Here is a 23,302-nt window from a genome sequence, read left to right as displayed (position 1 = left end):
TTTAACAGGGCAGGCATCGTTCACCCTGGAAAAAGATTATGAAAACCATAACAACCTCCATCGCGGCATTACTCCTCCTGACCGGGTGCGATAATGCGCAAACATCTGCTCCCCAGCATCCTCTTCCGGATGTGGGGATTGTCACCCTCATGAGCCAGCCGGTCTCCGTCGTCAGCGAGCTCACGGGCCGCACCACCGCCGCCATGAGCGCCGAAGTGCGCCCGCAGGTGGGCGGCATTATTCAGAAGAGGTTGTTCACCGAAGGCGATACCGTGAAGGCCGGACAGGCGCTGTATCAAATTGACCCTTCCAGCTACCGCGCGGCGTTTGATGAAGCCGCCGCGGCGCTGAAACAGGCCCAGGCGCTGGTGCAGGCCGACTGCCAGAAAGCCCAGCGCTATGCGCAGCTGGTGAAAGACGACGGCGTGTCGCGTCAGGACGCAGAAGACGCGAAGTCCACCTGCGCGCAGGACAAGGCCAGCGTTGAATCAAAGAAGGCCGCGCAGGAGAGCGCGCGCATTAACCTCAACTGGACCACAGTCACCGCGCCGATTGCCGGACGCATCGGCATCTCCTCCGTCACCCCCGGCGCGCTGGTCACCGCCCAGCAGGATACCGCGCTCGCCACCATTCGCGGGCTGGACAGCATGTACGTCGACTTAACCCGTTCCAGCGCCGATCTGCTGCGTTTACGCAAGCAAACCCTTGCCACCAATAGCGATACGCTAAGCGTGTCGTTAATCCTCGAAGACGGCAGCACCTACAGCGAGAAAGGCCGCCTGGCGTTAACCGAAGTGGCGGTGGATGAATCAACCGGCTCGGTCACGCTGCGCGCCGTCTTCCCGAACCCGCAGCATCAGCTCCTGCCGGGCATGTTTGTCCGCGCCAGGGTAGATGAAGGCGTCATGAGCGACGCGATCCTCGCGCCGCAGCAGGGCATCACCCGTGACGCCAAAGGCACCGCCACCGCTCTGGTGGTCAATGCCAGCAACAAGGTCGAGCAGCGTCAGCTGGAAACGGGTGACACCTACGGCGACAAATGGCTGGTGCTGAGCGGGCTGAAGGCGGGCGACAGGCTGATTGTGGAAGGTACTGACAAAGTCACCGCCGGGCAGGAAGTGAAGGCCGAAGAGATGAAAGCCAACGGAGGAAACGCCTGATGTTTTCCCGTTTCTTCGTGCGTCGCCCGGTCTTTGCCTGGGTTATCGCTATTCTTATCATGCTCGCCGGGATGCTGGCCATCCGCACGCTGCCAGTCGCGCAGTACCCGGACGTTGCGCCGCCGTCGATCAAAATCTCCGCCACCTATACCGGTGCCTCCGCGCAGACGCTGGAAAACAGCGTGACGCAGGTGATCGAGCAGCAGCTGACCGGGCTGGATAACCTGCTCTACTTCACCTCCACCAGCAGCTCGGACGGATCGGTGAGCATTACCGTCACCTTCGAGCAGGGCACTGACCCGGACACCGCTCAGGTGCAGGTGCAGAATAAAGTCCAGCAGGCCGAATCACGCCTGCCCACCGAGGTGCAGCAGTCCGGGATCACCGTCGAAAAATCCCAGAGCAACTTCCTGCTGATCATGGGCGTGTACGATAAAACCGACACCGCCAGCAGCTCGGATATTGCCGACTGGCTGGTGAGTAATATGCAGGATCCGCTGGCGCGCGTGGAAGGCGTCGGGAGCCTGCAGGTGTTCGGGGCGGAATACGCGATGCGCATCTGGCTCGACCCGGCAAAGCTGGCGTCCTACTCGCTGATGCCGTCCGACGTGCAGAGCGCGATTGAAGCGCAGAACGTGCAGGTCTCCGCCGGTAAAATCGGCGCGCTGCCCTCGTCGAACGCCCAGCAGCTGACCGCCACCGTCCGCGCCCAGTCGCGCCTGCAGACGGTGGATCAGTTTAAAAACATCATTGTGAAGAGCCAATCCAACGGCGCGGTGGTGCGCATCAGCGATGTCGCCCGCGTGGAGATGGGCAGCGAAGATTATACCGCCACCGCGAAGCTCAACGGCCACCCGGCGGCGGGTATGGCAGTCATGCTCTCACCGGGTGCGAACGCGCTCAACACTGCGACGGCGGTGAAAGACAAGATTGCCGAGTTCAAAAAGTCGATGCCGGAAGGCTACGACGTGGCCTACCCGAAGGACAGCACCGAGTTCATCAAGATCTCCGTTGAGGACGTGATTCAGACCCTGTTCGAAGCCATTGTCCTCGTGGTGGTGGTGATGTACCTGTTCCTGCAAAACATCCGCGCGACGCTGATCCCCGCGTTGGCGGTACCTGTCGTTCTGCTGGGTACCTTCGGCGTGCTGGCGCTGTTCGGCTACTCCATCAATACCCTGACGCTGTTTGCCATGGTGCTGGCGATTGGGCTTTTGGTGGATGACGCCATCGTGGTGGTGGAAAACGTCGAGCGTATTATGCGCGACGAGGGGCTGCCCGCCCGGGAAGCCACCGAGAAATCGATGGGCGAAATCTCCGGCGCGCTGGTCGCCATTGCGCTGGTACTCTCTGCGGTATTCCTGCCGATGGCCTTCTTCGGCGGCTCCACCGGGGTGATTTACCGTCAGTTCTCGGTCACCATTATTTCGGCGATGTTCCTCTCCGTGGTGGTGGCGCTGACCCTGACGCCCGCGCTCTGCGGCTCGATTCTGAGCCACACGACGCCGCACAAAAAGGGCTTCTTCGGCGCGTTTAACCGCTTCTACAGCAGGACCGAGCGCGGTTATCAGAACAAGGTGCTGCGCGCTCTGCGCCGTTCCGGCGGCATGCTGGTCATCTACGCCCTGCTCTGCGGCGCGATGGGCTTCGCCATGCTTAAGCTGCCGGGCAGCTTCCTGCCGACGGAAGACCAGGGCGAAATCATGGTGCAGTACACCCTGCCAGCCGGCGCGACGACGGTACGTACCGCCGAAGTCAGCCGCCAGGTGCGCGAGTGGTTCCTCACCAAAGAGAAAGCCAACACCAACGTGATCTTCACCATTGAAGGCTTCAGCTTCAGCGGCAGCGGCCAGAACGCCGGGATGGCGTTTGTCTCCCTGAAGAACTGGTCAGAGCGTAAAGGGGATGCAAACACGGCTCAGGCCATCGCCCTGCGTGCCACGCAGGAACTGAGCACCATCCGCGATGCGACCATCTTTGCGATGACGCCGCCTGCGGTAGACGGCCTGGGCCAGAGCAACGGCTTTACCTTTGAGCTGATGGCCAGCGGCGGCACCGACCGCGATGCGCTGCTGAAACTGCGTAACCAGCTGATTGGCGAAGCCAACCAGGACAGCTCGCTGCACGCCGTGCGCGCCAACGATCTGCCGCAGATGCCGCAGCTTCAGGTGGATATCGACAACAACAAGGCCGTGTCGCTGGGGCTGTCCCTCAGCGACGTCACCAACACCCTCTCCAGCGCCTGGGGCGGGACCTACGTGAACGACTTTATCGATCGCGGCCGTGTGAAAAAGGTCTACATCCAGGGTGACAGCGACTATCGCGCCGTGCCGTCCGATCTCAACAAATGGTATGTGCGCGGCAGCGACAGCACCATGACCCCGTTCTCCGCCTTCGCCACCACCCGCTGGGAGTATGGCCCGGAAAGCCTGGTGCGCTACAACGGCTCGGCGGCGTATGAGATACAGGGCGAAAACGCCAGCGGCGCGAGCTCCGGCACGGCGATGAGCAAAATGGAGCAGCTGGCAAACAGCCTGCCATCCGGCAGCACCTGGGCGTGGAGCGGTTTATCGTTGCAGGAAAAACTGGCGAGCGGTCAGGCAATGAGCCTTTATGCCCTTTCCATTCTCGTGGTGTTCCTGTGCCTGGCGGCGCTGTATGAGAGCTGGTCGGTGCCGATTTCGGTCATCCTGGTGATCCCGCTTGGGGTGCTGGGTGCGGCGCTTGCCGCCTCCCTGCGCGGCCTGAGTAATGACGTCTACTTCCAGGTGGCGCTGCTCACCACTATCGGCCTGTCGTCGAAGAACGCCATCCTGATTGTCGAGTTTGCCGAAGCCAAAGTTGCAGAAGGTTACTCCCTGACGCGCGCCGCCCTGCGTGCCGCCCAGACGCGTCTGCGTCCCATCATCATGACGTCGCTGGCGTTTATCGCAGGGGTGACGCCGCTGGCCGTTGCAACCGGTGCCGGTGCCAACAGCCGCGTGGCAATTGGTACCGGCATTATCGGCGGAACGCTGGCCGCGACGCTGCTGGCGATCTTCTTCGTCCCTTTATTCTTTGTACTGGTGAAACGTCTGTTCTCCGGTAAACACGCGAACCGGAGGTCATAATGTTTCGTGTCACTGTTTTAGCGTTAGCCCTGCTGAGCGCAGGGTGTGTGTCGTTAGACCCTACCTATCAACGCCCGGACGCTCCCGTCCCGGCGACCTTGCCCGGCGCGCACGGCGAAGCCACCGCCGTGGTGAGCCAGTGGCAGCAGGTGATGAACGACGCGAGGCTGAAAAGCGTGGTGACGATGGCGCTGAACAGCAACCGCGACGTGCAAAAAGCGATCGCGGATATCGACGCCGCCCGCGCACAGTACGGTGAAACGCGCTCGTCCCTGTTTCCGACGGTGGACGCCGAGCTGAGCCACACCCGCAGCCGCACGCTGGCAAGCGGTGTTGCGACAAGCGACGAAGCCAACGGCGCGGTCTCCAGCTTCGAGCTGGATCTGTTTGGTCGCAACCAGAGCCTCTCCCGCGCCGCGCGTGAAACCTGGCTTGCCAGCGAGTTCACCGCGCAGAACACGCGCCTGACGATGGTTAGCGAGCTGACCACGGCCTGGGTGACGCTGGCGGCGGATAACAGCAACCTGGCGCTGGCGAAATCCACAATGGAGAGCGCGGCAAACTCGCTGAAGATTGTGAAGCGCCAGCAGGAAGTGGGCGTCGCGGCGGCTACGGACGTCAGTGAAGCGATGGCGGTTTACCAGCAGGCGCGCGCCAGCGTAGCAAGCTACCGGACGCTGGTGATGCAGGATAAAAATGCCCTCAATCTGCTGGCGGGCGATACGGTGCCGGAGAACCTGCTGCCCGGTACGCTGGAGAGCCTGAGCAACAACGCCATCACGCTGATCCCGGCGGGCGTCAGCTCCAGCGCGCTGCTGCGCCGCCCGGACATTCAGGAAGCGGAGCATAACCTGCTGAGCGCCAACGCCAATATCGGCGCGGCGCGCGCCAACTTCTTCCCGACCATTTCACTGACCGCCAGCGCGGGCGTCGGCAGCGACTCGCTCTCCTCCCTGTTCAGCCACGGGATGAAGGTCTGGTCATTCGCGCCGTCCATCACCCTGCCGCTGTTCAGCGGTGGCAACAATCTGGCGCAGCTGCGTTATGCAGAAGCCGAGAAAAAAGGGTTAATTGCGACCTATGAAAAAGCCATCCAGAGCGCGTTTAAAGACGTGGCCGACGCGCTGGCGCGCCGTGAAACGCTCAGCGAGCAGCTTGATGCCCAGCGAGAATACGTGGCGGCCGAGCAAAAAACGCTGGATGTGGCAACGCGCAGCTATAAGGCGGGCGCGGGGGATTATCTGACGGTACTGACTGCGCAGCGGTCGCTGTGGTCGGCGCAGGAATCGCTGATTGCGCTGCAGCAAACCGACCTGGAGAACCGCATCACGCTGTGGCAGTCGCTGGGCGGGGGGATCCAGTAACCTTATCGGTGGGCGATTCTCATGCGCAGAAAAGAGAAAATCATACTTTCGACTGGAATCGCTACACTGAATGTAACGATATATTTCATGGGAAGCCTGTGACGTCTAAAGGGGGTTGTTGATGAAAGCTGCGCACCTGGTCTGCCTGCTGGTTTGTCTGCTCTTCGCCGCGTTTGTCCATGCTCAGGAAAAGGACGATCCGGCGAAAGAGGCGCAGATTAAGCAACAGGTCCTGAAAGATATTAAGAAAACCTGTACGCCACAGAAAAAGCAGAGCGATAAGGCCTGGCAGGAGATGATTTTGTCGTCCGAGGCCAATCAGCTGCTGATCAAAAACGCCATCACCGCCGTGAAGCGCGACAACCTGGACGCCTACTGGGCTGCGGTTGGTCAGGTGGATTGTCTGGAAGATTATTGAGTTCTCGCCGGGTGGCGCTGCGCTTACCCGGCCTGGAAAATGTTTTAACGCTTCCGCACGTCCGGAATGATGAGATCCCCGCGCAGAACATAGGACCCGAGCATCTGCGTTTTCTCCGTCAGCCAGCTTACGATACGCGCCGCCATGGCATCCATGGAATATTCAATCGCCGGGATCACCGGAATACCCGGCAGGTGCAGCGATCCGGCCAGGCTAAAGACCATAATGTCGTCCGGTACGGATTTATTAAACGCCTGCAGCTGCGGGATCACCCGCTGGGCTTCCTGCTCGTCCGCCACCAGTAACGCGTTGAAGTTTAGCGTGGACGCGTTGTTGAGTAATTCCTGAAGCGCAACGGACGAGGAGGTCGCGTCCATAAAGACGAGGTTGCGATTAAAAGGCAGGAAATTTTTCTCCAGCGCGTGCTTATAGCCAAGCAGCACCTGGTCGGCAAACCCGCTGCCGTGGGGATGGATCAGCGCAATCTGGCGACGCCCCTGGCTGGTCAGATAGTTACAGGCGGTTTCGGCGGCAAAGGCGTGATCGAACTGAATGCTGTTGGAGTTATCAGCCTCCATGCAGTCCACCAGAATGACGTTTTCCATATCCACGTCCAGCGGGAAACGGGCGCCAATCACCAGAATGTCGTCACACAGGCCGCAGGAGAGTTCTTCAAGAGCATTCATCACTTCCGCTTTGCTATGGGCGAAGCGCAGCAGCAGGTGTTTTTGGTGCTGGCTGAGCTGTTTTTCCAGCGCGTAAAGATACCCGGTGGTCTGGTTAATGTTTTCCTGCGCGCAAATCACCCCAATGCAGCCCGTCGACTGGCTCAGCAGCGACTGGGCAATCACGTTAGGCCGGTAGTTCAGCTCATCCACCGCCTTCAGCACGGCCTGACGGCTGGCTTCCTTAACGCCACGTGACCCACTCAACACTCGCGATACCGTGGCTTTAGACACCCCGGCCAGACGTGATACATCATTGATTGTCGACATCTCTTTCCCCTGGCAGGCTAACCTCGCGCCTGCAAATTCCATAACCGCTACGGCTCACATTATAGCCAGAACGGAGTATATCCGTTTCCGTTTTTCATGGAAACCGATTTTCCGTTTCCACTCAAAATGATGTCAGAACAGCCAAATTATGTGACCCACATCCGGTTAATTAGCCTCATAAGCATTGGATCTTGATGGTTATCACAGTTCTGCTTTTTATAAATGGAAACCGGTTTCCGTATCATGTCCAATCATTCTCGCAATAACTATTTACATTTAGAGGATGGTTGTCGATGTTCAAGATTATGCTGTGTTGTTCTGCCGGGATGTCCACCAGCCTGCTGGTTAGCAAAATGGTCGATGTCGCGAAAGAACGTGGTTTGCCGGTGAAGATTGATGCGTACGGTGTTTCCGAATTTGATACGCAGTTTCCGCAATACCAGGTGGTACTTCTCGGACCGCAAGTGAAATACATGTTACAGACACTCTCAGACAAGGCGGCTACGAAAGGCATTCCGGTGCAGCCCATCGACATGATGGACTACGGCATGCAGCGTGGCGATAAAGTACTGGACTATGCTCTGTCGCTCATCGAAGCGGCACACTAAAAGGTGTTCACATGAGTTCGTTATATCAATCCATGGTCGCGGTGATTGAGCAGTCAATTACCCCGCTGGCCGCGAAGCTCGGCCAGCAAAAGTATGTGATTGCCATCCGCGACGGCTTTACCGCCGCGCTGCCGTTTATGATCATCGGCTCGTTTATGCTGGTGTTCATCTTCCCGCCGTTCTCGGCGGATACCACCAACAGCTTCGCCCGCGGCTGGCTGGATTTCTCCCAGACCTACCGCGAACAGCTGATGCTGCCGTTTAACCTCAGCATGGGCGTGATGACCTTCTTCATTTCGGTGGGGATTGGGGCGAGCCTGGGGCGTCAGTTTAACCTCGACCCAGTGATGTCCGGCCTGCTGGCCTTTATGGCCTTCCTGCTGGTCGCCGCGCCGTATGCCGACGGTAAAATCTCGACCCAGTATCTCTCCGGTCAGGGCATCTTTACCGCGCTTATCACCGCGATTTACGCCACCCGCGTCTATGCGTGGCTGAAGCAGAACAACGTGACCATCCGCCTGCCGAAGGAAGTGCCCACCGGCGTGGCGCGTTCGTTTGAGATCCTGATCCCGGTGATGGTGGTGATCGGTACGCTGCACCCGCTGAACCTGTTCATTGAAGCGCAGACCGGAATGATCATCCCGCAGGCGATCATGCACCTGCTGGAGCCGCTGGTATCCGCATCCGACTCCCTGCCCGCGATACTGCTCTCCGTGCTGCTGTGCCAGATCTTCTGGTTTGCCGGTATTCACGGCTCGCTGATTGTCACCGGCATCATGAACCCATTCTGGATGGCGAACCTCTCCGCAAACCAGGCGGCGCTCGCCGCAGGCGCGGCGCTGCCGCACGTTTACCTGCAGGGCTTCTGGGATCACTACCTGCTGATTGGCGGCGTAGGCTCCACGCTGCCGCTGGCGTTCCTGCTGCTGCGCAGCCGCGCCACGCACCTGCGCACCATCGGTAAAATGGGCATTGTGCCGAGCTTCTTTAACATCAATGAGCCGATTCTGTTCGGCGCGCCGATCATCATGAACCCGATGCTGTTTATCCCGTTCGTGTTTGTTCCGCTGGTCAATGCCTGCCTGGCGTACGGCGCAACGAAGCTCGGCTGGCTGGCTCAGGTGGTGTCATTAACCCCGTGGACCACCCCCGCGCCGATTGGTGCCTCATGGGCGGCAAACTGGGCGCTGAGCCCGGTGGTGATGTGCCTGGTCTGCATGGTGATGTCCGCGCTGATGTACCTGCCGTTCCTGCGCGCCTATGAGCGTACGCTGATTAAAAACGAAGAGCAAAAAGCCCAGGCTGCAACCGTCGGTACCGCTGAAGCCGCAAGCAATTAAGTCAAAGAGGAAAGGACATGAAATACGCATTTCCCGATAACTTCTGGTGGGGCAGCGCAAGCTCCGCTCTCCAGACCGAAGGGGCAAGAGAGGGGGAAACCACATGGGATTACTGGTTTGCCCGCGAGCCGAACCGTTTTCACAACGGCGTGGGGCCGCAGCATACCTCCACGTTTTATCAAAACTGGAAAACGGACATTCAGCTGTTAAAGCAGCTGAACCACAACAGCTTTCGTACCTCGATTAGCTGGGCACGCCTGATCCCCGACGGTATCGGTGAAGTGAACCCGGAAGCGGTCGATTTTTACAATCAGGTCATTGATGAGCTGAATGAACAGGGCATCACGCCGTTTATCACCCTGTTCCATTTCGACATGCCGATGGCGATGCAGGAGATCGGCGGCTGGGAAAACCGTGACGTGGTGGACGCTTACGCCCGCTATGCGCAGATCTGCTTCGAGCTGTTCGGCGACCGCGTACTGCACTGGTTTACCTTCAACGAGCCCATCGTCCCGGTGGAGGGCGGTTATCTGTACGACTTCCACTATCCCAACGTGGTGGATTTTCGTCGGGCCGCCACCGTGGCGTATCACACCGTGCTGGCCCACGCGAAGGCCGTTCAGGCTTACCGCGCCGGACATTACGCGGGTGAGATCGGCATCGTGCTGAACCTGACGCCGTCCTACCCGCGCTCGCAGAACCCGGCGGACGTGAAGGCGGCTCACATCGCGGACCTGATGTTTAACCGCAGCTTCCTTGACCCGGTACTGCGCGGGGAGTATCCGGCCGACCTGGTGGCGTTGCTGAAATCCTACGATCAGTTGCCCGCCTGCAAGCCGGAAGACGGCTTCCTGATTGCGGAAGGGAAAATCGACCTGCTCGGCGTGAACTACTATCAGCCGCGCCGCGTGAAGTGTCGCGACAGCGCGGTGAACCCGCAGGCGCCGTTTATGCCGGAGTGGTTCTTTGATAACTACGAGATGCCGGGCCGCAAGATGAATCCGTACCGCGGCTGGGAAATCTACGAGCCGGGTATTTACGATATTCTGGTTAACCTGCGCGACAATTACGGCAACCCTCGCTGCTTTATTTCTGAAAACGGCATGGGCGTCGAAAATGAACAGCGCTTTATTGAAAATGGCCAGATTAACGATCAATACCGCATAGAGTTTATTTCTGAGCATTTAACGTGGCTGCACAAAGGGATTAGCGAAGGGTGCAATTGCCTTGGCTACCATATGTGGACATTTATTGATAACTGGTCGTGGTGTAATGCCTATAAAAATCGCTACGGATTTATTCAGCTCGATTTAGAGACGCAGCAGCGCACCATTAAGAAAAGCGGAGAGTGGTTTGCCGCCACCGCCTTAAATAATAGTTTTGAAAAAGAGTAATAATGATGATCGCACTAGAAGAAGCCGTAATGGAAATTATCGTCAACGCCGGACAGTCCCGCAGCCTGTGCTTTGAAGCGCTGCACGCGGCGCGTCAGGGCAACTTTGACGAGGCCAAAAGCCTGCTGCACGAAGCCGACGGCTACGCGCGCCAGGCGCACAAGATGCAGACCAAACTGATCGAGCAGGATGCGGGCGAAGGCCGCCAGCCGATGACGTTAATCATGGTGCACGCGCAGGATCATTTAATGAATTCCTTATTAGCGCGTGAATTGTCTGAAGAAATTATTCATTTATATCAGAGATAGTCTATGGCGAAATAAAGTTAATGTAATACCTCTGTACCCTAAATAGAGATCCACTTGTTCTGATGATAGCGACATACTCTGTCAGATCGGAGCGGGATGGTTATTGTCTGAATAAAATTAAACTATATTGAGATAACCATGAATACGATTAAAAAACTTCCATTAACCATGGCGGTTATCGCCGCGCTTTGCCCAATTTCCGTACTCGCACAAGAATTTACCCAGGAGCAAATCGACGCCATTGTGGCGAAAGCGGTAGATAAAGCTCTGGCCGAGCGTCAGGCCAAAATGGATGCGGCGGTTGCGAAAAAAGCGGACGTGGTGACCGAGCCGCAAAGCGCGGCACAATCCCCGGATATGGCGATCCCGTTCGGGATTAAATTCACCGGCTACGCCCGCTACGGCGCGCACTTCCAGGCCGCCGATCAGAAATACGTGGCGGTGGACGGCTCCTACAACGGCGCGTCCGCGATTGGTCGTCTGGGTAACGAAGGTAACGGCGGGGAATTCCAGCTCTCCAAGGCCTTCAAAGGGGACAACGGCGCCATCTGGGACATCAACGTGATGATCGACCACTGGGGCGACGAGGTTAACCTGAAAAAAGCCTACGCGGGGGTGAGCAACATTATGGCCTCCAACCCAAATGCCTACTTCTGGGCCGGTCGTGACTTCCACCAGCGTCCGCAGCAGGGCATCAACGATTACTTCTGGATGAACCACGACGGCCAGGGCGCCGGCGTGAAGAACTTCGACATCGGCGGCGTGCAGTTTGACGTGGCTGCCGTGGCGGCAGTCGAATCCTGTAGTCCGGAAGTGATGGAAGACGAAGCGAACCCGTCGCGCATCACCTGTACCGGCGGTTCCGGCACGGGCGACAAGGGCAACTACGCCGCGACCTCCAAAATCCACGGCATGAAGCTCGGCCCGATCGACATGGAGCTGTACGCCAACTACGGCTTTGATTCGAAAGCGGTTGAAAGCGACGAACGCCTGAACGCCTGGCAGGGCGGCGTGGTGCTGAGCCACACCAACGACAGCGGCGTGAACAAGGTGATAGCCCGCTACTCCGATAACGCGGACAACAGCGTGTTCAACAAAACCGAAGATCTGACCACGGTCTACGCCAGCTTCGAAGGGCTGTATAAATTCACCCAGGCCACGCAGGTGGAGTACATCCTCGCCTTCCACGACTACGACAACAGCCGCGATAAGACCGACAACCGCAAGAACTACAACGCCATCGTGCGCCCAATGCACTGGTGGAACGACGTTCACTCCACCTGGCTGGAAGCAGGCTGGCAGCACGTTGACTACGATAACGGCGGCGACAACAAGGGCTGGAAGCTGACCCTGTCGCAGAACATGTCTATCGCCATGGGGCCTGAGTTCCGTCCGATGCTGCGCTTCTACGTCACCGGCGGCAAGGTGGATAATGAACGCACCGCGCGCGTGAACAATACCAAAGACGAGACGCTCGACGACTTCAACGTCGGCGCGATGTGGGAGGCGTGGTTCTAAGGTCAACAACATGCCGGGTGGCGCTACGCTTACCCGGCCTACGGTTTTCCCCCTCTCCCCGTGGGAGAGGGCCGGGGTGAGGGCATCAGGCCGCACACAACCATGCTATGCTGTTGGCCAATTAACGACAACATAGCAGGGGAGAAAATGGGTTCCACACGTAAAGGGATGCTGAACGTCCTGATCGCCGCCGTTTTATGGGGCAGTTCCGGAGTTTGCGCGCAGTACATCATGGAGAAAAGCCACATTTCTTCGCCTTACCTGACCATGGTTCGCCTGCTGTTTACCGGCGTGATCCTGCTGACGCTCTCCTTCGTTCACGGCGACAAGATTTTCTCGATCATCAAGCATCGTAAAGACGCCCTCAGTCTGCTGTTTTTCTCGCTGGTCGGCGCGCTCACCGTGCAGCTCACCTTCCTGCTGACGATTGAAAAATCCAACGCCGCTACGGCGACCGTGCTCCAGTTCCTGTCGCCGACCATCATTGTGGCGTGGTTCGCCCTGGCGCGGAAAACGCGTCCCGGCGTGTTTGTCCTGTCAGCGATTTTTACGTCGTTGATCGGCACTTTCCTGCTGGTGACCCACGGCGACCCAACCTCGCTCTCCATCTCCCCTGCCGCGCTGTTCTTCGGCATCGCCTCGGCGTTTGCCGCCGCGTTTTACACCACCTATCCGTCAGCGCTGATTGCCCGCTACGGCACGCTGCCGATTGTCGGCTGGAGCATGTTGATTGCCGGGTTAATGCTGACGCCGTTCTACGCCGGGCGCGGCACCACTTTCGTGATTGACGGCGGCCTGCTGCTGGCGTTTTTCTACCTGGTGGTGATCGGCACGGCGCTGACGTTCAGCCTGTACCTGAAGGGCGCGCAGATGATCGGCGGGCCGAAGGCGAGCATTCTGAGCTGCGCCGAGCCGCTGAGCAGCGCGTTGCTGTCGGTGATATTGCTGGGCGTGGCGTTCACCCTGCCGGACTGGCTGGGGACGCTGCTGATTGTGTCGTCGGTGGTGCTGATTTCGATGGATTCGCGTAGAAGGGTTAAGGCATCGGCGTAGCCTGATGCCCTTACCCCAACCCTCTCCCACGGGAGAGGGAGAAAAACACTACTTCGCCTTAACCTTCCCCGCCACCAGCAGCGCGGTCAGCAGCATCAGCGTGCCGGAAATCACCAGCGGTGACGTCAGCCCCAGATGGTCGAGCGCCACGCCGCCAATGGCCGCACCGCAGGTGTTCGCCAGCTGGATCACCGCCACCTGAATCGACCCGGCTTTTTCCGCCTGATCGGCAAGCGTTCGGGTGATCCACGTCGACCAGCCCACCGGCACCAGCGCAAAGGCAAAGCCCCAGATAATCGCAATCGCCGAGGCAACCCACTTGTCGCTACCCCACAGAATCAGCACCGTGGCACTCACCGCCAGCAGCAACGGCGCACCCGCCAGCGCCACCTTCAGGGAGCGCTTCAGGAACTGGGACGACAGCGACGTGCCGATAAAGCTGGCGATACCGAAGCTCAGCAGCACCAGCGTCAGGCCGTCCACGTCAAAGCCCGCCATGGTCATAAACACCGGGCGGATGTAGGTGAAAAAGGCAAACTGCCCGGCAAAGGCCATAAAGATGGCGGTCATCCCCGCCAGCACGCCCGGACGCTTGAGCAGCGCGAACATGTTCTGTTTGTGGTGCGCCGCTTCGCCCGGCAGGGACGGCAGCGCCTTCCACACCCAGATAATGCAGAGCACACCCATCACTGCCGCCGCGTTAAAGACGTTACGCCAGCCGATAATCCCACCAAGGAAGCTGCCCAGCGGCGCGGCAATCACCAGCGCAATAGAGACCGCGCCGAAGATAACGGACAGCGCTTTTGGCACGGTGCGCGCGGGCACCAGGCGCATGGTCAGCGAGGCCGACATCGCCCAGAAGCCGCCTAATCCCAGCCCCAAACAGGCGCGACCGAGCAGCAGCAGAGTGAAGCTTTCCGCGAAAGAGACCAGCAGGCAGGAGAGCGTCAGCAGCACGCTGAACAGAATGACCACTTTGCGGCGATCAATCGCGCCAATCACCTGAGTGATAAACAGGCTGGCGAACATCGCCACAAAGGCGGTGACGGTAACGGACTGCCCCGCCACGCCTTCGGAAATGCCCAGATCCTGCGCCATCGGCGTCAGCAGGCTCACCGGCAGAAACTCAACGGTAATCAGGCAGGCGACGCAGAACGCCACGGAGAAAACCGCCGACCAGTTGGGGCGCGACACCTCTTTGGTCTGCGGTCTGATTGTGGGCTGGATATGTTCTGTCATAGCGTCACCTGAAGATAAAAACGTGCGGAAAAGTCGCGCAGTTTATCATCAAAAGTGTGACGAATTTAACGTTTAGACAACTTTTGTCGTTTTTAATAATTCGGAAGGCAGATCGGCGGTGACTGATACCTTTTCAGCATAACGAAAATGAAAATTCAGTAACCACAATTGAGGTGAAACAATCATAGCGTCTGAAAAGGAGAAACTATGAAAACACGTACTTTATCTCAAAATCTTACCGTCAGTGCCGTCGGCTACGGTGCCATGGGTCTGAGTGAATTTTATGGCCAGACTGATGACAAAGGTTCACTGCAGGTATTGCATAACCTCATCGATCTGAACGTGACGTTTATTGATACCGCAAATTTATATGGCCGTGGCCATAATGAAAGGCTAATCGGTCACTTTCTTGCCGGGCTGGATAAAAACACTCGCGACCAGTTCAAAATCGCCACGAAGTGCGGCATCGATCGCTCTCCTGACGAGTCCTACGCCCGCACCATCAACAATACGCCGGACTATATCATCCGCTGCTGTAACGAATCCCTTAAGCGGCTTGGCGTGGAGCGAATCGACCTCTTTTATCTTCACAGAGTGAGCAACGCAACCCCGATCGAAGAGAGTATGGATTGTCTGCGCACCCTTGTTAAAGAGGGCAAGATCAACCACATCGGCCTTTGCGAAGTGTCGGCTTCAACGCTGCAACGGGCGCATGCGGTGCATCCGGTCACCGCATTGCAAACAGAATATTCTCTGTGGACACGAGACATCGAGGAAAACATTTTGCCGGTCGTGAAAGCGCTAGGTATCGGCCTGGTGCCCTACTCACCTCTTGGCAGAGGCTTCCTGACGGGAAAATACCTGAACAACAACGATTTTGCAGAAGGTGATTTCCGCAAGAATAACGAACGATTTGTTCAGTCCAGCCTCGATCATAATCGCCAGTTGCTCGATATCATTACCCCGCTGGCGACAAAATACGGCTGTACCGCAGGTCAGATTGCGCTTGCCTGGCTGTTAGCACAATACGATCGGCTGGTTCCCATTCCGGGTACTAAGCACGTCAGCTATCTGGCCGAGAACGCGCGCGCTGCCGATATTGTGCTTGAGAAGAGCGATATCGAATCGTTGAACAACCTTCATCGCCGGGTAGCGATTAAAGGCGATCGTTATTCTGCCGAGGGTATGAAGGGCGTGAATGCCTGATACGGCATCTTGGAAATAAAAAAACCGGGTTTCCCCGGTTTTTTTATTTCTACGGAAACGCCGTTAGCGATAAACGCTCAACGCGACGCCTTCCCCGCCGCCAACGCACAGTGCGGCAACGCCACGCCTGGCATCATTACGGATCAGGGAATGAACCAGCGTCACCAAAATTCGGCAGCCGGATGCACCTACCGCATGCCCAAGCGCGATTGCCCCGCCGTATGGATTGATACGATCCGGGGAAATCCCGGCCCGCTGAATCACGGCCAGCGCCTGGGCGGCAAACGCTTCGTTGGATTCGAGATGATCCACATCCTCAGGCTTCCATCCCGAGCGGGAAAGACAGTCGGCAATGGCCTGAATCGGGGCTGCACCCATTAATGCCGGCTGGATACCGGAATTGGAAAATACGCCCAGCGATGCCAGAACTGGCAAACCACGTGCTTCGGCAGTCTCACGCGTACAAAGCAGGACCGCCGCGGCACCGTCATTCAACGATGAAGCATTTCCCGCCGTCACCGTACCCTCTTTTCGGAAGACAGGCTTCAGTTTCGTCAATTTTTCGATACTGGTTGCACGGGGTCCTTCATCCCTCTCCACGCTTATCGTTTCACCTTTTCGCGTCTGCCATTCAACCGGGACAATTTCACGCTCAAAAATGCCACGCGCCTGCGCTTCAAGCGCTTTGTGGTGAGAGACAAGGGCATATTCATCCTGCATTTCGCGGCTGATACCAAACTCCGTCGCAACATTCTCTGCAGTGATACCCATGTGATAATCGTTGAAGGCATCCCAGAGCCCGTCAGAAACCAGGCTATCTTTGAGAGTAATATTACCCAGCCGCGTTCCGCTACGCGACGTCGTGGCGATATGCGGCGCGTTGGACATACTCTCCTGACCACCGGCGATAACAAACTCAGCCTCCCCCGTCTGCAGCGCCTGCATGCCAAGATGGACCGCCTTAAGCCCGGACCCGCACACTTTGTTTACCGTCAGACATTGCGTATCTACGGGCAATCCAGCATTCAGTGCCGACTGTCGGGCCGGGTTCTGGCCGCACCCCGCAGTAAGAACCTGTCCCATAATGACCTGAGAGATATCACTGGCTTCTACGCCAGATTCTTTCAGGAGCGCCTGAATAACGCGGCTTCCCAGATCAGAGGCTGAATGCTCCGCAAGCGCGCCCTGAAATGCGCCCGTCGCCGTGCGGCGGGCTGCAATAATAACAATCTCGCTCATGCGTCACTTCCCTTCAGTCCTGGCAAAGTATGGCCCGTCGCGGCCATTGCCGCGCGGTATGCAGTAAGACCATTCATGCAGGCGGGAACGCCAGCATATACCGCCATCTGTATCACAATTTCAAGCAGCTCTTCCGGCGTCACGCCGGTATTCAGCGCGCCTCGCATATGCAGTTCTAGCTGCGGCATGGCATTACCCAGCGTCACAAGCGAGGCGACGGTCAACATTTCGCGCGTTTTGAGATCCAGTCCCGGACGACCCACCACATCCCCGAACGCATAGTCGGTAATCAGGGCGGGCAGCCCCGGGTCCAGCTCGCTCAGGCGGCGGGTGACTTTATCCGCGAGCCCCGCTTCAAGACGGTCCATAATCTCTCTGCCATAGCGCGTGCGGTCATTAATTTGACTCATAAGATTTCTCCATACGGGATTGTTTTGCGGTCAACGTTGCCGGAATAACCGCGACAAGCAGAACGGACAGACCGATGGCCGTACCGGCGACGATATACAGGAGCGGCATTGAAAATGATGAAACCATCCAGGCACCGACTGACGCACCGATACCAATGGCGGTATTGAAAAATGAAACGTAGATTGCGGAGGCCGGGAAGGCTTTATCCTCTGCCATACGTAAAACCCACGTCTGGAAACCGACAAATATTCCTGATACGGCGACACCCCAGACAACCATACTGGTAAATATCAACGCAGCAGAGAGCGAGGAACCAGACAGGCCCAGGAACAGCAGCACTGCACAGATCAGCAGTACAGACAAAGAGACCGTCAGCTTGAGATACTTATCAATCAACACGCCGGTCAGGAAATTACCTGCCAGACCCGCGATGCCGTAAACAAAAAGCACAGCAGGAATAATGGTGGTGGACAGTAAACTCTGCGTGTGTAGCCAGGGTTCAATGTACGTAAAGGCAGCAAAGTGAGCCGTCACAGCCAGCAAGGTTGCTGAGTAAATTTTCCATAATGTTGACGATTTCAGCACGCCTTTAAGCGCATCCAGCCCGAGCGCACTTTTGCTGGTAATCCTGGGAACAAGAACGCTAATACCCACAAAGGCAATTACGCTCAGCGCGGCCATCAGCCAAAATGCCTGCCGCCAGCCGAAGTGAATACCAATATAGTTGGATACCGGTACGCCAAAAACGCTTGCTGCGGAAACACCACCAAATACGATTGACGTCGCCGCCCCTATATATCTGGCAGGGACCATAGCCACCGCCGTTGCGCCGATCATCGCCCAGAATGCGCCGTGAGCGAGCGCTCCCAGTACGCGGGCGCTAAGCAGCATGCTATAGACGTTTACCGTTGCAGCCATAACGTTAGAGATCAGAAGTACCACAGTGAGCACAAGTAAAAGCCGCTTCTTGGCCACATTCCCTAAAAAGACGGAGGCAAACAGCGCACTCAACGCCCCCACCCAGGCATAAAGCGACACGGTCATGCCCACCGCAGATTCCGAAGACTGTAGCCCCTCTGCGATTGGCGTTAATAATCCGACTGGCGCCAGTTCGGTGGTGACAATAGTAAAGGTTGAAATAGCCAGAATGAATAAAGCAAGCCATGACCTTAACGTCATATTCTGCGGAGTGAGTTCTGAAGTCATACTACTTACCTCAATAAGGATTTAAATAATGTGCCAATTTTTTTCAGTTGCATATCTGGTAAGCGCGGAATGCTCTCCCACACAGACGGGATGGCCAGTGACTTCCAGCATTGGAATATCCGAAAGATCGTCGCCGTAGGCATAACAATCCACGGGGTTAATCTCTTTATCATCGCAAAAGGCGATAAGCGCGTCTTTTTTACCTGTTCCAATTGTTTGAGGCAGGCCGATTTCACCCGTCAACTCACCTGCGTCATTTATTATCACCGGCGCACAGAGTACTTCCGTTACTCCAAGATATTTTGCAATGGGTGAAAGAATAGGAAGCATAGAGCCCGATATAAATACGGTATACATGTTCTGGTTCTGATGTTTTTTAAGGGCTGAAACAGCACTCTCAATAAAAAACTCGCTTTCCAGCTTACGCCTGAACCACTTCTCACCCATTTCTTCCAGATAACGACAAGACACACCTTTAAACTGACGATAATAATCTCTGTTCAGGGCTTCCCTTGGCACGCCGTTTTTCACGTCGGTGCGAAAACGAGACATATAGCGTTGAAGACGATCGTTTTGATTATTTTCCCTGCACCAGAAATCATAGAAATCAAACATGCTTTTAATATTTATAAGCGTTTCATCAACATCAAAAAAAGCGGCATGTTTACGCAAACTTTATTCCTCGTAGTTTTTTCTTCGACTCTTAACCGGAAAATCTCTATCCGTACCAGACACGCCTGCATCCGCCCAGCGGGAAGGCGCAATTTCAGAAACCACCACGGAAATTTTATCCAGCGGCGCACCCGTGTTTTTGTGAACGGCAAATGTAATATCTTCCTGGAGTCTGATGATTTGATTTTCATCTTTCGCAGGCCAGGTCATAACATGAACAAATGGCATATTTTTCTCACTCTATAGTTGTAAATTCATCGAAGGAACGGCCTTTGAGTTTTAAATGGGCATGGATATCGCCTCCAAGACCATAAAAGCCAATTGCCCCGCCGTAGCTCTGACGCGAGCTCATATAAAGTACGACTACGTTAATAATTCTGTTTCCTTTCCTCGCCGGAGCCGGGAAAGGATCGGTTAACTCTGCCCAATATTCGGCATTACCTTCGCTATCGGTTATAAATACGTTGGGTATTCCCAGCGGACCTGGCCTGCTCGGATCCTCCGAGGCTAGATCGTTTTCCCTGAGACTCATCACGGTGTAAACGCTATCCGGAACAAGGCTCCGGAACGAAAACGTGAACCGGGCTCGTTTCTTATCTTCGGACAATGTGACCTCAAAGGAGCCCTCTGCCTCGAGCCAGGCAGCGAGGGTCACTGGCTCGATCTCTCGCTTTCCATCGCTGCTGCGATAATCCGCGATATAGCCTTCATGAAGTGGCAGGCCAGGCCTTATTTCATTATTGGCCTGTGGCCGCTGTTCTGGTGCGAAAATCATCCGATAGTTGTTCATCGGAATGGGTAAAGGAAGAGTATGAAGAATGATGTCCTTCAACGCGTCCTGAGGCATCTTTTCCAGATCGCACAGAATGTTATAGGGTGCGACTTCCCCAAATGCCGGAAGCGGGCTGTCCGGAGAGACAATGACGCTTCGCCACTGCAGTCCGTTATCCCCTGGCACCATGCCAACCACGACAAAATTACCCTTCCCGTCCATGACCTCCGCAGGGGGGTAAAGCGGCCCCTGCGTGGTCGCAGCCAGACGGTATTTCTGGCTACGTAATTCAGGCATGCGTTACCCCCTGAGTCACCCCTTGCTGCTCAATAAGGGTCGCCTGCATGGCAACCTCAGCCAGAGATTTCTCTTTCTCTGTAATCAGGGCGGAAGGATAGACGGTGAACGAGACATCCATTGTCGCGCAAAGCGTTTGGTGCTGAGTGACGCGAACCTGAGCCTTGAAACGTCCCCGGCGGTCGTTAATATCTTTTTCAAGAAATTCAAAGTGGACCAGCGCCGGTAAAGGGAACAGGAAACTGGCGAAATTGATTGCCATGCTATTAATGACGTAATAGCGTCCACTTTCCTGTGGGTAAATAAATTCTTCGGTGACACCGATAAAGGCCTGTCGGCTGGCTTCAACCAGGAGCATTCCCTGAATATGCTGCCCCGTCTGATGATCCGCCATCAATTCGCAACGCTCATCGATTAACAGCGGCATCGCATAAAGATCGTGGTTATGCTCAGCTTGTTCCGCAGGTCCTATAAGTACATTCTGTTCCAGTCTTTTATGGCAATAAGCATTTTTTTTGTCGCTAACCAGTTTTTCCAGAGAGCACATTTTTAACTTATTACCATGAATCGCATTTCTTGCCTGGTTTGAAATTACCTTTCCGGCAAAATCCTTGCGCACGCCCTGCCCAACAATAATTTCATGTTCTTTATCAATGATATTCGCAGGGATTTGAGTCAATAATTCTAGCTGAGATATAGTCAGTACATCTTTACCATTGGCAAATTCATTAAATTTATCGCCAACAACTACCAACTTTTTACAGTTCATTCATTGTCCCTCAACAACAGCAAGCACGATAGATACGTGTATAAAGGCCGTCATTACCGCCAGTAATAAAGTTATCGCCGGCCTGTTGAATGATTTCCTGATAACGCGCATTGGTAAATGCTTCTTTATATGCTGCTTTATCACCGTTGAATGAGGAGATAAACATTACACCCGGAACGCCGCTGATCAGTGAATGAAATGCTTCGAAACTTTCAATCTTATCTTTGTTATCTCTTACAACATTAAAAATGGTTTCATCGCGCCACTGACGGTACTGCTGATAGTTATGCGCAGGCACTTCGACGTGTCGGAGTTGAATATAATTTGATTGTGGCAAGCTATTTTTATTATCAATTGGGGATTCAACAAACTTAAGCAGTTCGCGACGGATATCGGCAGAAAGAACTTCAGAGAAACGATGGAACATGGATTCCATTTCACTTTCAACCCATGCAATTTCTTTAATATCGTTGAATGCGCGTAATTCCAGCAATTCATTAACGCCGTTTTCTTCACAGGTATAGTAGCGAACGTTTTCATTGCTTTTTAAGGAAGTAAATTCTTTTTCAGAAAAAGTGTTTTTTAATGGGAAGCGTGATACCAGTACATATTTGGACGACATAATTACTCCGAGTATTGATTAAGTGAGGATTCGGATAGAAATTTATCAATACAGGAAACTATTGGAATTGTTAAATTTGTAATATATTTTTTGTATTACTGTTAAAACGGGTTTTGCTGCCAGCATTTAGCGTGTAATATCGAAATGGAAAAAAGACGAAATACCTTTTCGCATTTAGGACCCACGTATGGCTACAGCAGAACATTTAATCAGCAATAACCTGCCCAGTATCAAACAATTACAATGCTTTCTCGCTGTTGCACATGAACTGAACTTTCGTAAGGCTGCCGAACGTCTGCGCATGACTCAACCGCCTCTGACGCGTCAGATAAAATGCCTTGAAGCGGTGTTGAAACGTCAGTTGTTCAGTCGCAGTACGCATGACGTTAGCCTCACTGAAGCAGGCCGAGCGCTGGTCGTTCAGGCAGAAAAAATACTCAAAGACATCAGCATCTTAAAAGAAGATCCTCACTCTTCAGAAACGAATCTGCGCATCGGTCTCACGCGCACGCTTAATTTTGAATATATTGAACCTGTAAATACCCAGCTTCAAAAAATGAACGCCGGAGATGACGTTGAAACGCCCGACCTGACGTCAGCACAGCTGCTGCAAAGCTTGTCTAAAAATATGCTGGATCTGGTGCTGACCGGGGAAAAAGGAACGGGTCATGAAGACATTGTTCAATACCGCTGGGTCTGCCAGGAACCGTTGCTCATCGCAATGCCTTCTTTACATCCTGCCAGTCTGAAAGAGAAAGTCTCGCTGGAAGACATTAGCGATCTTCCACTTTTTTGGTTTTCGAGAAGCGCTAATCCGTCATTCTATGATAAATGCGAAAGCTACTTTGACACGCTGAAAACGCCGCTGAAGCGTATTAAAGAGCCGGATGATTCCCTCGTGATGCTAAGCCGTATCGCAAGAGGGAAAGGGTTTGCGCTGCTGCCTCAGTCAAAATGCACCTTCAATCAGGAGGGGCTATGCTATCGCGAACTAACGGACGATGAGGCAAAGAGATTAAATATTGATATCTATGCCGCAACTCGCCTCAATGAAAACAGAGAGGAGATCCTGAACGCTCAGAATATCTTGTGCGGCAAAAAGGCTTAATGCAGATAAAACACACCTTCTTCCGGCAGAAATAGCTGGTTATAGCGCAGCTGGAAGGCGTTCAGCTCCTGCGGATCGGGCTCCATTTCGCGCATAAAGCCAAGTGCCAGACGAATTTGCGCATCGGTAATGGGTGCGGCAAGGCGGGCTTTACGCAGCATACGGTGCCAGGTATGCAGATTCTCTTCGCTACCGTCGACAATGCAGACCTGCCAGATGAGCAGCACCTGCGCGGCGTTTTGCAGATGCGCCTCGTCAGGCCGCTCAAGGTAGCGGATAAATTCATTGCCCGGTGTTTTACCGAACTGGTCAATCATCGACTCGATTGGCATCGGGGTAATCCCCAGCCGTTCGCTTAAACGTTTGATGGCGCGGCGGGAATCTGAGGTCAGGACACGAAATCCCACCACAAACACCACGGCAAGCGTTGCCAGCATTATCCAGACCATGCGTTCTCCTTAGACTAGCCGCTCATCATAGCGGGAAACGCAGC

The 23,302-nt window shown here is 55.3% G+C and carries 23 protein-coding genes; 12 read left to right on the top strand and 11 right to left on the bottom strand.

Features of this window, described 5'->3' with window-relative positions; all coding sequences use genetic code 11:
* Positions 1-38: 38 nt before the first annotated feature.
* From ACTJI7_RS18520 to ACTJI7_RS18505, 4 genes are all read left to right on the top strand, one after another.
* Complete coding sequence (locus ACTJI7_RS18520; RefSeq protein WP_045260816.1) at positions 39-1,160, top strand: efflux RND transporter periplasmic adaptor subunit; 1,122 nt, start codon at positions 39-41, stop codon at positions 1,158-1,160.
* On the top strand, positions 1,160-4,270 hold the full coding sequence (locus ACTJI7_RS18515; protein ID WP_063155224.1) for an efflux RND transporter permease subunit: 3,111 nt from the start codon (positions 1,160-1,162) through the stop codon (positions 4,268-4,270). The genes ACTJI7_RS18520 and ACTJI7_RS18515 overlap by 1 nt, the downstream gene beginning before the upstream one ends.
* Positions 4,270-5,634, top strand: coding sequence for an efflux transporter outer membrane subunit (locus ACTJI7_RS18510; RefSeq protein ID WP_063155225.1), 1,365 nt, complete (start codon positions 4,270-4,272; stop codon positions 5,632-5,634). The genes ACTJI7_RS18515 and ACTJI7_RS18510 overlap by 1 nt, the downstream gene beginning before the upstream one ends.
* Before the next feature lie 121 nt (positions 5,635-5,755).
* The gene (locus ACTJI7_RS18505) at positions 5,756-6,052 is read left to right on the top strand and encodes a YicS family protein (protein WP_028014983.1); all 297 of its coding nucleotides are present in this window, start codon (positions 5,756-5,758) and stop codon (positions 6,050-6,052) included.
* Positions 6,053-6,096: 44 nt separating this feature from the next.
* Here ACTJI7_RS18505 and ACTJI7_RS18500 read toward each other — a convergent pair whose 3' ends face one another.
* Positions 6,097-7,047 (bottom strand): LacI family DNA-binding transcriptional regulator, encoded by a 951-nt coding sequence (locus tag ACTJI7_RS18500; RefSeq protein ID WP_028014982.1) that lies wholly within the window; start codon positions 7,045-7,047, stop codon positions 6,097-6,099.
* A gap of 293 nt (positions 7,048-7,340) precedes the next feature.
* On the opposite strand from ACTJI7_RS18500, the gene ACTJI7_RS18495 reads away from it, so the two are divergent.
* The 6 genes from ACTJI7_RS18495 (at position 7,341) to ACTJI7_RS18470 (ending at position 13,268) form a co-directional block, all read left to right on the top strand.
* Complete coding sequence (locus ACTJI7_RS18495; RefSeq protein ID WP_014830072.1) at positions 7,341-7,655, top strand: PTS sugar transporter subunit IIB; 315 nt, start codon at positions 7,341-7,343, stop codon at positions 7,653-7,655.
* Positions 7,656-7,666: 11 nt separating this feature from the next.
* Entirely contained in the window at positions 7,667-8,995 is a 1,329-nt protein-coding gene (locus ACTJI7_RS18490) for a PTS sugar transporter subunit IIC (protein WP_063155226.1), read from the top strand.
* A 17-nt stretch (positions 8,996-9,012) separates the two neighbouring features.
* Positions 9,013-10,389, top strand: coding sequence for a glycoside hydrolase family 1 protein (locus ACTJI7_RS18485; protein ID WP_192979462.1), 1,377 nt, complete (start codon positions 9,013-9,015; stop codon positions 10,387-10,389).
* Between the two features lie 5 nt (positions 10,390-10,394).
* Positions 10,395-10,697 carry a PTS lactose/cellobiose transporter subunit IIA gene (locus ACTJI7_RS18480; protein ID WP_028014979.1) on the top strand — a complete coding sequence of 101 codons (303 nt, stop codon included), beginning with the start codon at positions 10,395-10,397 and terminating at the stop codon, positions 10,695-10,697.
* A 138-nt stretch (positions 10,698-10,835) separates the two neighbouring features.
* The gene (locus ACTJI7_RS18475; protein ID WP_440670542.1) at positions 10,836-12,215 is read left to right on the top strand and encodes a carbohydrate porin; all 1,380 of its coding nucleotides are present in this window, start codon (positions 10,836-10,838) and stop codon (positions 12,213-12,215) included.
* A gap of 147 nt (positions 12,216-12,362) precedes the next feature.
* Positions 12,363-13,268, top strand: a complete 906-nt coding sequence (locus ACTJI7_RS18470; RefSeq protein WP_047366710.1) for an EamA family transporter — start codon at positions 12,363-12,365, stop codon at positions 13,266-13,268.
* 48 nt (positions 13,269-13,316) lie between these two features.
* Here ACTJI7_RS18470 and nepI read toward each other — a convergent pair whose 3' ends face one another.
* Positions 13,317-14,507 carry a purine ribonucleoside efflux pump NepI gene (nepI, locus tag ACTJI7_RS18465; RefSeq protein ID WP_192978528.1) on the bottom strand — a complete coding sequence of 397 codons (1,191 nt, stop codon included), beginning with the start codon at positions 14,505-14,507 and terminating at the stop codon, positions 13,317-13,319.
* A gap of 207 nt (positions 14,508-14,714) precedes the next feature.
* Here nepI and ACTJI7_RS18460 point away from each other — a divergent pair, with 207 nt between their 5' ends.
* Entirely contained in the window at positions 14,715-15,713 is a 999-nt protein-coding gene (locus ACTJI7_RS18460) for an aldo/keto reductase (RefSeq protein ID WP_047366712.1), read from the top strand.
* Between the two features lie 63 nt (positions 15,714-15,776).
* Here the strand turns inward: ACTJI7_RS18460 and ACTJI7_RS18455 are convergent, their stop codons facing one another.
* From ACTJI7_RS18455 to ACTJI7_RS18420, 8 genes are read right to left on the bottom strand one after another with little or no spacing between them, the layout of a single operon-like run.
* On the bottom strand, positions 15,777-16,952 hold the full coding sequence (locus tag ACTJI7_RS18455) for an acetyl-CoA C-acetyltransferase (RefSeq protein ID WP_192978530.1): 1,176 nt from the start codon (positions 16,950-16,952) through the stop codon (positions 15,777-15,779).
* Positions 16,949-17,362 carry a carboxymuconolactone decarboxylase family protein gene (locus ACTJI7_RS18450; protein ID WP_028014973.1) on the bottom strand — a complete coding sequence of 138 codons (414 nt, stop codon included), beginning with the start codon at positions 17,360-17,362 and terminating at the stop codon, positions 16,949-16,951. The genes ACTJI7_RS18455 and ACTJI7_RS18450 overlap by 4 nt, the downstream gene beginning before the upstream one ends.
* A complete protein-coding gene (locus ACTJI7_RS18445) occupies positions 17,349-18,569 on the bottom strand; it encodes an MFS transporter (protein WP_028014972.1) in 1,221 nt (406 codons plus the stop codon). Before ACTJI7_RS18445 ends, ACTJI7_RS18450 begins: the two co-directional genes overlap by 14 nt.
* 21 nt (positions 18,570-18,590) lie before the next feature.
* On the bottom strand, positions 18,591-19,241 hold the full coding sequence (locus tag ACTJI7_RS18440) for an HAD family hydrolase (protein WP_248203979.1): 651 nt from the start codon (positions 19,239-19,241) through the stop codon (positions 18,591-18,593).
* 3 nt (positions 19,242-19,244) lie between these two features.
* Positions 19,245-19,469 carry a 2-hydroxymuconate tautomerase gene (locus tag ACTJI7_RS18435; protein ID WP_041911708.1) on the bottom strand — a complete coding sequence of 75 codons (225 nt, stop codon included), beginning with the start codon at positions 19,467-19,469 and terminating at the stop codon, positions 19,245-19,247.
* A 7-nt stretch (positions 19,470-19,476) separates the two neighbouring features.
* Positions 19,477-20,310: a hypothetical protein gene (locus ACTJI7_RS18430; RefSeq protein ID WP_049000252.1), complete on the bottom strand. Its 834-nt coding sequence runs from the start codon at positions 20,308-20,310 to the stop codon at positions 19,477-19,479.
* Entirely contained in the window at positions 20,303-21,079 is a 777-nt protein-coding gene (locus tag ACTJI7_RS18425; RefSeq protein WP_048959936.1) for an AfsA-related hotdog domain-containing protein, read from the bottom strand. Before ACTJI7_RS18425 ends, ACTJI7_RS18430 begins: the two co-directional genes overlap by 8 nt.
* A gap of 10 nt (positions 21,080-21,089) precedes the next feature.
* Complete coding sequence (locus tag ACTJI7_RS18420; protein WP_045260828.1) at positions 21,090-21,701, bottom strand: hypothetical protein; 612 nt, start codon at positions 21,699-21,701, stop codon at positions 21,090-21,092.
* Between the two features lie 187 nt (positions 21,702-21,888).
* On the opposite strand from ACTJI7_RS18420, the gene ACTJI7_RS18415 reads away from it, so the two are divergent.
* Positions 21,889-22,809 carry a LysR family transcriptional regulator gene (locus ACTJI7_RS18415; protein WP_063155231.1) on the top strand — a complete coding sequence of 307 codons (921 nt, stop codon included), beginning with the start codon at positions 21,889-21,891 and terminating at the stop codon, positions 22,807-22,809.
* On the opposite strand, the gene ACTJI7_RS18410 is transcribed toward ACTJI7_RS18415, so the two are convergent.
* Positions 22,806-23,258, bottom strand: coding sequence for a DUF1198 domain-containing protein (locus ACTJI7_RS18410; protein WP_028014965.1), 453 nt, complete (start codon positions 23,256-23,258; stop codon positions 22,806-22,808). The genes ACTJI7_RS18415 and ACTJI7_RS18410 overlap by 4 nt on opposite strands.
* Between the last annotated feature and the right edge of the window lie 44 nt (positions 23,259-23,302).

The sequence above is a fragment of the Enterobacter sp. 22499 genome, from assembly GCF_052044815.1.
Classification (GTDB): Bacteria; Pseudomonadota; Gammaproteobacteria; order Enterobacterales; family Enterobacteriaceae; genus Enterobacter; species Enterobacter bugandensis.
This window is presented reverse-complemented; position numbering and strand designations above follow the sequence as displayed.

Coding starts and splice junctions, on each gene's coding strand:
- ACTJI7_RS18520 (WP_045260816.1), top strand. CDS start 39: ATGAAAACCATAACAACCTCCATCGCGGCATTACTCCTCCTGACCGGG.
- ACTJI7_RS18515 (WP_063155224.1), top strand. CDS start 1,160: ATGTTTTCCCGTTTCTTCGTGCGTCGCCCGGTCTTTGCCTGGGTTATC.
- ACTJI7_RS18510 (WP_063155225.1), top strand. CDS start 4,270: ATGTTTCGTGTCACTGTTTTAGCGTTAGCCCTGCTGAGCGCAGGGTGT.
- ACTJI7_RS18505 (WP_028014983.1), top strand. CDS start 5,756: ATGAAAGCTGCGCACCTGGTCTGCCTGCTGGTTTGTCTGCTCTTCGCC.
- ACTJI7_RS18500 (WP_028014982.1), bottom strand. CDS start 7,047: ATGTCGACAATCAATGATGTATCACGTCTGGCCGGGGTGTCTAAAGCC.
- ACTJI7_RS18495 (WP_014830072.1), top strand. CDS start 7,341: ATGTTCAAGATTATGCTGTGTTGTTCTGCCGGGATGTCCACCAGCCTG.
- ACTJI7_RS18490 (WP_063155226.1), top strand. CDS start 7,667: ATGAGTTCGTTATATCAATCCATGGTCGCGGTGATTGAGCAGTCAATT.
- ACTJI7_RS18485 (WP_192979462.1), top strand. CDS start 9,013: ATGAAATACGCATTTCCCGATAACTTCTGGTGGGGCAGCGCAAGCTCC.
- ACTJI7_RS18480 (WP_028014979.1), top strand. CDS start 10,395: ATGATCGCACTAGAAGAAGCCGTAATGGAAATTATCGTCAACGCCGGA.
- ACTJI7_RS18475 (WP_440670542.1), top strand. CDS start 10,836: ATGAATACGATTAAAAAACTTCCATTAACCATGGCGGTTATCGCCGCG.
- ACTJI7_RS18470 (WP_047366710.1), top strand. CDS start 12,363: ATGGGTTCCACACGTAAAGGGATGCTGAACGTCCTGATCGCCGCCGTT.
- nepI (WP_192978528.1), bottom strand. CDS start 14,507: ATGACAGAACATATCCAGCCCACAATCAGACCGCAGACCAAAGAGGTG.
- ACTJI7_RS18460 (WP_047366712.1), top strand. CDS start 14,715: ATGAAAACACGTACTTTATCTCAAAATCTTACCGTCAGTGCCGTCGGC.
- ACTJI7_RS18455 (WP_192978530.1), bottom strand. CDS start 16,952: ATGAGCGAGATTGTTATTATTGCAGCCCGCCGCACGGCGACGGGCGCA.
- ACTJI7_RS18450 (WP_028014973.1), bottom strand. CDS start 17,362: ATGAGTCAAATTAATGACCGCACGCGCTATGGCAGAGAGATTATGGAC.
- ACTJI7_RS18445 (WP_028014972.1), bottom strand. CDS start 18,569: ATGACTTCAGAACTCACTCCGCAGAATATGACGTTAAGGTCATGGCTT.
- ACTJI7_RS18435 (WP_041911708.1), bottom strand. CDS start 19,469: ATGCCATTTGTTCATGTTATGACCTGGCCTGCGAAAGATGAAAATCAA.
- ACTJI7_RS18430 (WP_049000252.1), bottom strand. CDS start 20,310: ATGCCTGAATTACGTAGCCAGAAATACCGTCTGGCTGCGACCACGCAG.
- ACTJI7_RS18425 (WP_048959936.1), bottom strand. CDS start 21,079: ATGAACTGTAAAAAGTTGGTAGTTGTTGGCGATAAATTTAATGAATTT.
- ACTJI7_RS18420 (WP_045260828.1), bottom strand. CDS start 21,701: ATGTCGTCCAAATATGTACTGGTATCACGCTTCCCATTAAAAAACACT.
- ACTJI7_RS18415 (WP_063155231.1), top strand. CDS start 21,889: ATGGCTACAGCAGAACATTTAATCAGCAATAACCTGCCCAGTATCAAA.
- ACTJI7_RS18410 (WP_028014965.1), bottom strand. CDS start 23,258: ATGGTCTGGATAATGCTGGCAACGCTTGCCGTGGTGTTTGTGGTGGGA.